This window comes from Chlamydia ibidis 10-1398/6 (assembly GCF_000454725.1).
In the GTDB taxonomy this organism is placed as follows: Bacteria; Chlamydiota; Chlamydiia; order Chlamydiales; family Chlamydiaceae; genus Chlamydia; species Chlamydia ibidis.
Genome location: NZ_APJW01000001.1, coordinates 415,381 through 427,679 on the forward strand (window position 1 = coordinate 415,381; position 12,299 = coordinate 427,679).

Consider the following 12,299-nt stretch of genomic DNA (forward strand, 5'->3'; position numbering starts at 1 on the left):
GGGTTATATAGTGCGAAGATATCGTGGAGTTTTATTATCCAAAACATAACTAATACTCTGTTAAGGATATATCCTGAAATTTCCCAGGATATTTTACAAATGCAGGATAATTTTGTCGATTTCTAGTGTATTACAGTAGGTTGATAGAGAACAAAATGGAAGTATTGATTCAAAAAAAGGGGAGCGAAGATAGGGCCCTATCTTCGCTTATTGAGAGCAACTAGCTTAAGAATAGACTAGAAGTCATAGAAGACATTTTTTGTGCTGTCTTTAGGATTTCTTCTTGATACTTAGGACTAGTAGGATCCCAACTTGGTATTGCTTGTATTGCAGACCGACTGTCAACTTCAGAGCTTGTTGTATGAGTGTGCATCCTTGCATTAAGAGTTATGTTTGTCGAAGATTTACCTGCTCCCGATAATAAACCAGAAGGCGCTATAGATACAGATGAGGTCCAGGGAGAGTGGCCTTGATTTGCTTTTCTTGAGTCAGTCAGGAGTACATCTTTTGTTTTGAGAGCTCGGCTGGTATTTTTTAGTTGTTCTAAACATACAGGGGTATCTCCTTCGCTACTGACGGGGCAATAACCAAGAGAGAGTAGAGACAATAATACTAGGGAACGAAATTTTCCTTCCTCAATACTCAGATGAAAACCTCCACTGTTAAATGTATCTGTGGAAGCATCTACGTATTTAGCTAGAGTATGTTCTATTACTTGAATTGCAGCTTTTGCCTGAAATCCTAAGAAGTTGATACTACCGCTGTTGATATCATCAGCTTCCAAATCCAAAACTTGAATTTGACTTAGTCTGGCTTGTAGCCTATCCAACTTTAATGTGTATCCGGATCTTTGATCCGGTGCTGGATCATCATCATGATTAGGATAGAGAATTAAGCATGTAGGAGATGATCCTAACTGTGTTCCAGCAATGATATCTTCTAAGGAAGATTTAATTTTTTCCATTTCTAAAGAACCTTTAGAAGGAAGAAGCCGTTCTTGATTAGCAATTTTGAATAACTCTTGTTGTGATCCTCCTACTAAACACTGCCTAAGATTATCTCGACAAGCTTGACATAGATTAATAAATTTGGTTTTATCGTCTGCGGATGGTTCGATCTTCTCAGAAGCCATTAGGGAGATGTTCCATCCCGATTGTTGTAGGGCCATGCCTACGGAAATCGGTCCATATGAGTTTTTCATTTCGTTGAGAAAGCTCTCTATGATGCTTCCTGTATCAGGTTCTTCTTCTTCTTCTTTCTTTAAACATGCGCAAAAGCAGTCTAGACACCAAGTGAAAGGACAAAAGCAATAGGTATTGCACCAAGGTTGGCATGTATCATAGCAATGTCGGCTTGTTCTTTGGACTCTTGCAGAATTCAAAGCTGCAGTGAATAATTCACCAGCTCCACGAATTGTCTCTAATAAAGTAGGGTCACCTATTTTCAAGCTGAATTCTTGTGACTTGGCAGGCTGTTTTGTTTCGGTGCCGTTTAGTGATACATTCTCTTCTTCAGAGCCTTCTTGAGTTGAACGCCATTGCATTTGAATTGCTGGTAGGCAAGTAGGAAAACACATAGTTTTTCTCCATAATTATGTTCTAAGTTTTATTTAAAAAAAGACAATCATAGATATTTTTTCTGATTGTCTTACCCAAATGACTTTTCTTAGAAATATTGGAGATGCAGGCACTAAAAAATAGGATTCAATGAACAAAAAGGAAAGAAATCCAACAGAAGATATAGGCTCATACCTTGGTTAAAAACCATCTGGGCGCAAGAATGCTAAAAAGGCAGAGATTAGAAGTCTATAATTTTTTTTTGACTTCAGCACAATTTTTTTGTTTTTCTCTATATGGTCTATGCAAGTTTTTAGAGAACTATTTCATTCTTTGGTTTTGTTGGATGATAAAAAACCCCTTCAGAGGGTATTGTCGAGTTTTTTGTGTATTAGTATTTTTCTTGTTGATTTTTTTTAAAAAAAAACTTATCAACTCTGCCCATGTTGTAGTTTGCTTAAGAAAAACTAAAAGACTCCTCCTTGCTATATATTTGAAAATAAACTACTTCTCAAACGATAGGTTATATGGTTCTGCAATACTAACCTAGGAAGGAGGTGGATAGCTGAGCTTGATCTTTGGCAGGTGCATTGCGGTAGCATCGTGATGTAGCCACTAGGGCGCTTCGCTGTCAAAAGCGGTATAAGTTTATAGCCATTGTAGTGTAAGAAATTGTCTACCTTTTTCTCCAATGGTACTCCTAAAATAAGAAGGGATATTTGCCCCTTTTTATTGAAGAATTTACAAGAGTTTCTCGAAACAAGCCTTATAGTGTCCTCTCTCTCCCCCTGAGAGGATGCTAAAGGCCCTTTTTTTTCAATAACGATTTAGATTCGGAAGAGCTAGAAGCAAAATAAAGCTGCAAGTACGTTGGAGGTATACGCGGGTAGCTACTAATTTTCCTGGAAAGTAAGCAAACGGAAGAGGAGGGATTCGAACCCCCGGTTCCCGCAAGAGAACTTCTGATTTCGAATCAGATGCATTCGACCACTCTGCCACTCTTCCTGAGCAAAACCAGTTTAGGGATTGTTGGTTAGGAAATCAAGAGACAAAGTCATTTTTGTTGTCTATACGACCAATAGCCTTCATATATAAACAGTGTTTGTATTCGATTCCTATGGATAGGCGTAAAACATTTGCTATCTGAAAGATATGCGCATAAAGCAATCGTGAGATTGTTGAATTTTAAAGATTTCAGTTTTTGTGTTTGTGTTTTATAGAAAGTTGAGATTTATATTTTTAAAATTAAATTCCTTATAAAACAATCTAATTAAAATGCATGTCAAAAGTCTACTTTTTTATTTAAAATAGAGTATGAACTTTTAGTTTTTTAATTTTATCATGTCTCAGCCGATATATACGAATAAGCTTATTAGCGAGAAATCCCCCTATCTTCTTTTGTATGCACACAATCCTGTGAATTGGTATCCGTGGGGTGAAGAAGCTTTTAATTTGGCTGCATCTGAAGATAAACCTATATTTCTTTCTATTGGTTGTACGCATTCTCGATGGTGTCAAATCATGCTCCAGGAGAGCTATGCGAATCCAGAAATTGCAGCTATGCTGAATGAGTTTTTTGTAAATATTAAGGTCGATAAAGAAGAACTACCTCAGGTAGCCAGTCTCTATTTTGATCTTGCTCAAATGCTATCAGTCTCTGGAGATCGTCATGATGTGCCTTCCTGGCCTCTAAATGTATTTCTTACTCCAGATTTGCTTCCATTTTTCTCTATTAGCTATTTGAGTGCTGAAGGGAAATTAGGGTCCCCTTCGTTCGCACAGATGATAGAAAAACTGCACTGTATGTGGGAAGACCACGAAGAAAGAGAAATCTTTGTTCAACAAGCTCATAAGGTTTTAGAAATCACTTCATTTATAGAAGGATGCTCTCGTAAAGAACTGTTAGCAGAAACAGCGTTAAAACAGACAACAGAGGCTCTTTTTCATGATGTAGATGCTCACTATGGGGGGTTAAAGTCTTTTCCAAAAAAAACACAGGGCTTCTTAAGTCAGTTCTTTTTACGTTATAGCTATGAGTATCAGGATAATAGAAGTTTATTTTTTGTAGATCGAACTCTAGATTTGATGTCAAAAGGAGGGATTTATGACCATTTGGGAGGTGGATTTTATTGCTACACGATAGATGATAAGTGGTTGATTCCTTGTTTTGAAAAACGCCTTATAGATAACGCTGTTTTAACATTAGATTATTTGGAAGCTTGGGCATGTTTAGGAAAGAAAGCTTACAACTCTGTTGCTAGACAAACCTTAGCCTACTTACTAACAGAATTGTATGATGCAGAAGTAGGTGCATTCTACACTTCAGAACACGCAGAACATTGGGGAGCGGTCGAAGGTAAGAATTACTATACATGGTCGGGAGAAGAAATTAGACAGGTTCTGGGAGAGAATGCTCAACTATTCTGTGATTACTATGGCATATCTAGAGAAGGTTTCTGTAATGGACGTAATATCCTGCATGTTCCTAATCACTTAGATATAGAAGAATTAATAGATAAGTATAATTGCTCAGTAGAAGAATTTGAGGAGATGATAGATCGCCTTAAAGCGAAATTAAAAAACTATCGTGATAGTAGAACTCAACCGTTTAAAGACGATCAGTCCATAGCATTCCACAATGGATTTATGATCTATGTATTAGCATGCTCTGGGAAAATATTGGGAGATCCCAGCTATGTTAATATAGCAAAAAAATGCGGCTTATTTATTAGAGAACATATGTTCCAAAATGGCAAATTATTGAGGAGATGGCGGGAAGGAGAAGCTAAATATTTGGGAAGTCTTGAGGATTATGCAAGTGTTATTCTTGGTTCCTTAGCTCTATACCAAACTGGCTGTGGGGCAGAGTGGTTGCAATTTAGTGAAGACCTAATGAAAGAAGTATTAGTATCTTTCCGTTGTGAGAATGGGGGGTTTTACACTGCTGATGGCAAAGATCCTAATCTTCTTATGAAGCAGGCTAATTTCTCCGATGGTGAGACAATATCAGGAAACGCTTTGATTTGCCAAGCACTGCTCGATCTGCATGTATTAACTGAAAAAAAACATTATCTGACTCATGCTGAAGATATTCTCCAAATAGCACAAGCTCGTTGGCATACTCATAAGTTTTCTTCTGTTGGTAGTTTATTGGCAGCGCAAAATTACTTTTCTCGTAATCATAAGAAGGTTTTGATTTCTCTAGGAAACTCTGAAGATCGTGAGCGTATACTTGCTTGTTTTAAGGGAAAGTTTTTACCTTATATTTCTCTTGTCTGGATGCAGCAAGGAGAACATGATTGCTTGTTATCTCTGATCCCAGAATATCATCATCATCTTATTCCTAATAATACTGGGGATACGGTTATTTATCTTTTAGAGGCAGGAATGGGTAGAAAGTATACAAGTATACAAGAGTTTTCTGAATATCTTAATAAAGAATCTACTTGATAGCTTTTCGTAAAAACATTCAGCTAACTTGGTGTCATACTGTCCTCGTTATATCTCAAAGTGGCCAAAATTTTGCCAATTTCTTATAGTTAATCCCTAGATATATTAAGGAATTTAGGGTGGCACGTCATGAGACGACAAGCACTAGGTATTTTTTCTTTGGTTGGCTGTGTTTGCTTGCCAGGAACTGGCATCGCTCACGATAGTTTGCCTCTTGGGGCGGCACAAAATTACTTAGGACAAACTCTAGAAGATCCTGCTGGCATCGCTATACATGATCGAGTTCTTTTCAAAATTACAGAGACTGAAGTTGTTACAACTCTAGATGTGATCCATAAGTTAAACTTACTCTTTTATTCCTCTTACCCTCATTTATTGGATTCTCTACCTGCCAGATCTCAATATTATGCCGCTATGTGGCCAGTCGTTCTAGAGTCTGTTATTGACGAATTTCTCATGGTCGCTGATGCTAAAGCTAAGAAAATCTATGTCGATCCTACCACTGTTAACCAAGAAATTGAATCCATGTTCGGTAGAGATCTTTCTGTTTTTCAAACTCATTTTGATATGAGCTCTGAGGATATCTTTAACGTTATTCATCGTACTCTTGTAGCGCAAAGAGTTATGGGGATGATGGTTCGTTCTAAAGTCATGCTTAAAGTAACTCCAGGAAAAATTCGTGAGCATTATCAGAAATTAGTGGAAGAAGCCGCTAATACTTTCCAGTGGAAGTATTGTGTGATAACTATCAAGGCTGCTAATTCATCATTGTGTAGCCAGATAGCAGATAAAGTATATGCTAGGCTAAATGAGACGAAATCATGGAATAAGGATCGTCTGTCAGCTTTAGTTTTGTCCAAAGGTGGACAAATGTCATGTTCCGAGGAATTTGTTCGTGGAGATAAAGATCTCTCGGAGATACATAGGAAAGAGCTGCAAGAAATTGAGGCAAATTCTTCAATGTGTGGTCTGCCAAAAGAGCATAAATCAGGGTACAAATTGTACGTTCTTTTGGAGAAGTCTCAAAATACGTTACAACCCTTAGATGAGTTGGAAAATCAAATCAAACAACATCTATTTATGTCTTATATTGAAGAGATTGAGGGTAAGTATAAGCAAAAATTGCGTTCTCGTTATGGCTTTGATTCCTCAATGATTGCTAAATTGCTTTCTGAAGAAGCTCCTCCTTTATTTTCTTTGCTTTAGGATAGGTTTCTTGATGCTGCGTAGTTCCCCAGAACAACTTTTGCGTTTTCTTTCTGAGGTGCATGGTCGTCCTAAAAAATCTTTGTCTCAGAATTTTTTAATTGACGGGAACATACTAAGAAAAATTATTCAAGTATCGGGAGTTAAAGAAGGGGATTGGGTTCTAGAGATAGGCCCTGGATTTGGTGCTTTGACTCAACAACTAGTCAACGAAGGAGCTAACGTTATCGCTCTAGAGAAGGACTCTATGTTTGCGGATACTCTCCGAGAACTCCCTATACATTTAGAAATTACTGATGCTTGTAAGTATTGTCTAGCATCTCTGAAAGATAAGGGGTGGTCTGGACAGGGCCGGGTAGTCGCTAATCTCCCTTACCATATTACCACACCTTTATTAACAAAATTATTTCTTGAGGCACCTAAACAGTGGAAAACTATTACTGTCATGATGCAAGACGAGGTTGCTCGTAGGCTTACCTCTCAACCAGGGAATAAGGATTATGGGTCTTTAACGGTATTTCTAAACTTTTTCGCCAATATCCAGTACGCATTTAAAGTCAGCCCGAGCTGTTTTTATCCCAAACCTCAGGTATGCTCTGCTGTCGTACATATGCAGGTCAAAGACAGATTCCCCTTGGATGATAGTCTTTTAAGTTCTTTTTTTTCTTTGACCCGCGCTGCATTTAACCAGCGTAGAAAGTTTTTGGCAAATACTCTAAAGAACCTATACGACAAAGAGATTGTTATTTCTGCTTTAACCAATCTAGGTTTCTCCGAGAAAGTGCGTCCCGAAATGCTGTCTTTGGAAGATTATCTTAGATTATTTCATAGCCTGAATGTTTAAGCAAACAGTTCGCTATAAGGTTTCCTAGATCGAAGGTTGAAATGTGTAACGATCTTTTGCATGATATGGTCAACGTCCAAGCCAGCTTTTCGTAGTACTGTATCCGTATCTCCATGAGATAGGAAAGTATCAGGAACTCCAAAGTGAAGAACGTCTACTTTGAAGCTATAATTTGCTAAAAACTCATTAATTTCTGAACATAGTCCGCCGCGAATAGAATGTTCTTCAATAACAATGATTTTGGAATGATTCATAAGAAGAACACTAAACAAATTTTTGTCCAAAGGCTTTATGAATACGGGGTCAACTACAGTAGCAGAAATTCCGTAGGAAAGAAGACGCAGTTTTACAGTTAATGCAGTAGAACACATATGTCCTAAAGCTACGATTAAAATGTCCTCGCCTTGACTTAAGATGTCTCCAACTCCTGGTTCTCGTATTACCAAAGTATTCTGTGCAATAGGATCTTGTAGAAGAGCAGCAACATTAGGGTAACGAATCGCCGCTGGAGACTTCCAGTGGAAAGACGATATCAATAACTGTTCCAAAACAATAGCACTACGTGGTTGACACAAAATCATATTAGGCATGGCGCGAAGGAAACTTAAGTCATAAATACCATGATGGCTCATGCCGTCTCCATATGCTAGCCCAGCTCTATCCACAGCAAAAATTACGGGAAGATTTTGTAAGCAAACATCGTGGAATACATTATCTAAAGCACGATGTAAAAATGTGGAGTATATCGAGCAGAGTGCTAAGGATTCAGTTTTTGCGATGCCAGCAGAAAATGTAACAGCATGTCCTTCGGCAATACCTACGTCAATAAAACGTTCTGGAAATTTTTGTTTAAAGTTTTCAAGGCATGAGCCTAAAGACATAGCTGGAGTAACTACATGCAAATTCGGATGAATAGTACCTAGGTTGCAAACAACTTCACCAAATATTTTAGGATAGGTGGGAGGAGATTTTTTAATCGGAAGAAGCTTATCTTCTTTATCACAAGAGAAATTTGCAGAGACCCCGTGATACTTGGAAGGATTCTCCTGAGCGATCTCTAAACCTTTGCCTTTTGTAGTGCAAATGTGAACGAGAACAGGGAAAGGTAAATCACGAACACGCTCTAAAAGGGGAATTAGCTTTTTGATATTGTGTCCATCAACAGGACCAATGTACGCCAAACCAAACTGCTCAAATAGCGGAACTGGACAAAACAATGAACGGAGACTTAAAGCTAATTTATGTCCTCTGCGTGCCATACCCGTGCCCACATGAGGAATACGTGAGACCCAACGTTCAATATTTTTCGTAAATCTATTTGTCTCAGGATGATGTAGCCAACGAGATATTAACTGGGACATCACTCCAACGTTCTCAGAAATCGACATGTTATTGTCATTCAAGATAACGATAAATTTGGAAAGATCAGAACGCAAATTGTTTAAGGCTTCTAGGGTTAGGCCACAAGAAAAAGCAGCGTCGCCAAGAATGGGAATGATGTGATCTTCAGACGAGTTTGGTCTGCCTTGGGCCATTCCCAAAGCTAATGACAAAGCATTGCCAGCATGACCAGCATGAAATAAATCATGATCCGTTTCTTGAGGAGAAGTAAAACCACTTAACCCATCGTCATGGCGAATTTTTTCAAAAGCTAAAGTATTCCTGCCAGTGAGTAATTTATGTGGGTATGCTTGGTGCCCTACGTCAAAGATAAATTTATCATTTGGAGATGAGAAAACGTAATGCAAAGCAATTGTTAACTCTATAACTCCAAGATTTGAGGCAAGGTGGCCTCCAGTTTTCCCTAACACTGATATGATCTTATCTCGCATTTCCCCAGCAAGAAGAGGAAGATCTACAAGAGATAATTGCTTTAGATCTTGTGGAGAGCCAATTTGATCTAATAGGGGAAAAGAAGAACTCATAATTTACTATTCATTACAAATGGTTGTGTGACCGGATCTCCTAAAGAGTCTTTCACAATAGTGCCGTCAGATGTTAAAGACAAAAGATGACATTGTTGATCTACACGCTTAGTGAGACCCATTCCCTTGTATATTAAGACGAACATTCTTTCGTAAGTATCCAAAATTACATCCAAAGAGTCAGAGTTATGTAATACCTCTTGAAGAGAAGATAGTTCCTTGGTAATGGCATCAAGGTCGTCGTTACACATAAGAAATGCTCGAATTTATGCTACAATGAAAGTTCTTCTTCGGAAGGGAAAAAATCCTCGTGGCGTCTTTCCGAGAGCTCTCGAACTCTTTGCTCCACTTGACGAATGCGTGTATCGCAAATTCGCATTAACGAGTCGGCCTCTTCATAAAGAGCGAGAGAAGCGTCCAAAGACGTTGTCGGCTGGTTCATGAGATCCACAATCTCTTCCAATCTTTGCATGGCCTTTTCAAAGGGTATTTCTTCCATAGTCTAGGACTCTTTAGCTTTCAAAATTATGAACGTCTATTACAGAAAGAGTCGCCTCCCCATCCTGTAGCCGTACTTTTACACAACCACCCTTGTGTAAGCTTCTTGCAGAGATGATAGCGAGTTTGTTATTAATGTCAAAGAGCATAGCATATCCTCGATTTAAAATATTTTTAGGATTCAATGAGAATAAGTGCTCGCATATTTGTACATATCGTAGCTGTTGTTTGTCTAGTAGATGATTTGTGCCAACCAATAGCTTGTTGTAAACATGCGCTATGTCATCTTTGTGTTTGTTAGTAATATTTTGAATGCTAAGGGATAGGCGTTTGTTTAGTAAGCGCAAATCAAATTTATATTTTCCATGTCTCTTTTGTAGAGCGTCAGTTTGGTTAATCAGCTGGTTGTACTTTTGTTTTAAAGAAGAGTTATAAAAATGTATTCTTTGAATAATAGAATTGAGCAATTGTTGTTCACAGGATTGTAAACGTTGATGTAAGTGTTGTGTATTGTAGACCAAGAGATTTTTTCTAATGTGAGTTCGCGCATTTTTAGCGATGCGTAACCGATTGACAAATGCTTGGGAAATCATTTTCCATAAGTCGTGTAGTCGTGCAAGAATACGACTGTAGATATCATGTTGAAGCAAACGTTGGTAATAGCTAAACCGTTGTTTATAACCTTGTAACTTTGTAAGAATTTCTTTATTTATCGATGATTGAAGATAATCAAGGGATTGCTGAGACGTACGATAAAAGTCTGCGCGATCTAGGTAGCGTTTCCAGTACTGGATCTGTTGGATTCTAGCTGAAAGAAATTGTTGTGAGTGAGAAAGGATATTTTTTAGAAAACTTTCTAAAGTCTGCAGTTGTTGCTGACTGCTTGTACAAACAATTTCTGCAGCAGCTGAGGGAGTGGGGGCACGTACATCCGCAGCAAAATCACACAATGTTGTATCAGTCTCATGACCAACGGCAGAAATTATGGGGATAGTACTGGCATCTATTGCTTTGACGATGCATTCTTCGTTAAAGGCCCAAAGATCTTCAATACTCCCACCACCACGTGCAATAATCAGAACATCGGCCAGCTGCTCTTCATTCATCATCGAAATAGCACGAGATATTTCCTGAGCTGCTGTAGTTCCCTGTACAGTAACTGGATAGATAATAACCTTGTATTGACGACAACGACGAGAAAGTATGCGTAGAATATCTTGGATTACAGCACCAGTCGGACTAGTAATTACTCCAATTGTACGAGGCGAGGTTGGAAGGACCTTTTTTTTCTCTGGGTCAAAATAGCCAGCCGCTGCCAATCGCTTTTTTGTTTCCTCTAATTTTTGTAATAAATCGCCCTCTCCGGAGTAAACAATAGCATGAGCAACGATTTGGTACTGTCCACGAGGAGCATATACGGTAAGTTTACCGTGAATGATCACAGAGTCTCCATCTTTAGGACGACGATCAAAATATTTGCTTCTAAAATGGAAAAAAGCACCGTTAAGAAACGATTTGCTATCTTTAATTCCAAAATACAAATGCCCACTAGGTTGTAAAGAAACGTTGCTTAACTCGCCTTTGACAACAATATGGCAAAACTCGGATTCTAGAAGATTTTTGATGGATTCAGTAAGTGCGGCAACTGCTTGAGGAGGAGAAGAAATAGTCATAGTTTGTATATGAGTTCAAGAAATACTGCTACTTGATAGCAAGAATTCTCAACATGTCTAAATTTTTTTATTTAGAAAACTCTACGCAAATTATTATAATATCTAAATAGAGTGGTTTTTCGATCAAGCTTGTGCGATACGAGCTTGATAAGTCAAGATAAAATAGGGTGGTTATGGATCGACAGCGCTATGTTTTTGGAAACTGGAAAATGAACAAAACAGTAAGGGAAGCTGTAGATTATTTTTCGGTTTTCTCTTCTCTAATTCGAGAAGCCAGTCCCATAGTTACAGTCGGTATTTGTCCAGCATTTACATCTTTGAGTTCGTGTCGATCTTTGATTGATGAGAATGACCTTCCTATTTGGTTGGGAGCTCAGAATGTTCATCAAGCATCTTCAGGGGCGTTCACGGGTGAGATATCTGCAGGGATGTTGCAGGAGTTCAATGTTAATTTTGTATTGGCAGGGCACTCAGAGTGTCGGCATATTTTCCATGAACAAGACAGTGATATTGCTGAAAAAGTCGTAGCTATTTCTCGTTCTGGTATGGTGCCCGTACTATGTATTGGTGAAACGTTAGAAGTTAGAGAACGACAAGCAACTCAAGATTATCTTGCAAATCAGTTGGTTTTAGGATTATCTCAGCTTCCCAAAACAGAACCAGTCATTATAGCATATGAACCTGTTTGGGCGATTGGTACTGGAAGAGTTGCTTCTACCAGCGATGTTCAGGAAGTCCATGCTTTTTGTCGAGATGTTCTATCGAATATTTTTTCACATGAAAAATCTAAGAAAATTTCTATTTTATATGGCGGTTCAGTAAAGCCAGAGAATGCTGAAGGATTCGCTCACTGTCCTGATGTTGATGGTTTGCTTGTAGGAGGTGCATCCTTAGATCCTAAAGTGTTTGTTGATACTATTGTACAATTCGATTTTCCCAATTAGCTTGTGACTGGGTTAATTTTGCTTTATAACTTGACTCAAGAAAACTCAAATGTTTATCCTCTAACCTTTGAAGATTTTTATTTTTATGAAAACTTGCTTTACTTGATGTAGAGCGGTTTTATGGTTCAAGGCTCGGTAGTTATTTGCGGGCGTGTGTTCTTGGGTTAGAGACATAGGCTTTCTATCAAGATTTTTGAGTTTAG

9 protein-coding genes and 1 tRNA gene are annotated in these 12,299 nt (G+C 38.3%); 4 read left to right on the plus strand and 6 right to left on the minus strand.

The window, feature by feature from the left end:
- Window positions 1-220 precede the first annotated feature (220 nt).
- Together H359_RS01790 and H359_RS01800 are read right to left on the minus strand one after the other, a co-directional pair.
- Window positions 221-1,576 carry a hypothetical protein gene (locus H359_RS01790; RefSeq protein WP_020370364.1) on the minus strand — a complete coding sequence of 452 codons (1,356 nt, stop codon included), beginning with the start codon at window positions 1,574-1,576 and terminating at the stop codon, window positions 221-223.
- Window positions 1,577-2,474: 898 nt separating this feature from the next.
- Window positions 2,475-2,561, minus strand: a tRNA-Ser gene (locus H359_RS01800).
- A gap of 336 nt (window positions 2,562-2,897) precedes the next feature.
- Between H359_RS01800 and H359_RS01805 the strand changes: the two genes are divergently transcribed.
- The 3 genes from H359_RS01805 (at window position 2,898) to rsmA (ending at window position 7,056) form a co-directional block, all read left to right on the plus strand.
- A complete protein-coding gene (locus H359_RS01805) occupies window positions 2,898-5,006 on the plus strand; it encodes a thioredoxin domain-containing protein (protein ID WP_020370362.1) in 2,109 nt (702 codons plus the stop codon).
- 207 nt (window positions 5,007-5,213) lie between these two features.
- Window positions 5,214-6,212 (plus strand): hypothetical protein, encoded by a 999-nt coding sequence (locus tag H359_RS01810; protein WP_407918990.1) that lies wholly within the window; start codon window positions 5,214-5,216, stop codon window positions 6,210-6,212.
- 13 nt (window positions 6,213-6,225) lie between these two features.
- On the plus strand, window positions 6,226-7,056 hold the full coding sequence (gene rsmA, locus H359_RS01815) for a 16S rRNA (adenine(1518)-N(6)/adenine(1519)-N(6))-dimethyltransferase RsmA (protein WP_020370360.1): 831 nt from the start codon (window positions 6,226-6,228) through the stop codon (window positions 7,054-7,056).
- On the opposite strand, the gene H359_RS01820 is transcribed toward rsmA, so the two are convergent.
- From H359_RS01820 to xseA, 4 genes are read right to left on the minus strand one after another with little or no spacing between them, the layout of a single operon-like run.
- Window positions 7,053-8,984, minus strand: a complete 1,932-nt coding sequence (locus H359_RS01820) for a 1-deoxy-D-xylulose-5-phosphate synthase (RefSeq protein ID WP_407918991.1) — start codon at window positions 8,982-8,984, stop codon at window positions 7,053-7,055. The genes rsmA and H359_RS01820 overlap by 4 nt on opposite strands.
- Window positions 8,978-9,232: a hypothetical protein gene (locus tag H359_RS01825; RefSeq protein WP_020370358.1), complete on the minus strand. Its 255-nt coding sequence runs from the start codon at window positions 9,230-9,232 to the stop codon at window positions 8,978-8,980. Before H359_RS01825 ends, H359_RS01820 begins: the two co-directional genes overlap by 7 nt.
- A 20-nt stretch (window positions 9,233-9,252) precedes the next feature.
- Window positions 9,253-9,480, minus strand: a complete 228-nt coding sequence (locus tag H359_RS01830; RefSeq protein ID WP_020370357.1) for an exodeoxyribonuclease VII small subunit — start codon at window positions 9,478-9,480, stop codon at window positions 9,253-9,255.
- A 13-nt stretch (window positions 9,481-9,493) separates the two neighbouring features.
- Complete coding sequence (gene xseA, locus H359_RS01835) at window positions 9,494-11,152, minus strand: exodeoxyribonuclease VII large subunit (RefSeq protein WP_020370356.1); 1,659 nt, start codon at window positions 11,150-11,152, stop codon at window positions 9,494-9,496.
- A gap of 173 nt (window positions 11,153-11,325) precedes the next feature.
- On the opposite strand from xseA, the gene tpiA reads away from it, so the two are divergent.
- The gene (gene tpiA / locus H359_RS01840; protein ID WP_020370355.1) at window positions 11,326-12,096 is read left to right on the plus strand and encodes a triose-phosphate isomerase; all 771 of its coding nucleotides are present in this window, start codon (window positions 11,326-11,328) and stop codon (window positions 12,094-12,096) included.
- Window positions 12,097-12,299 lie beyond the last annotated feature (203 nt).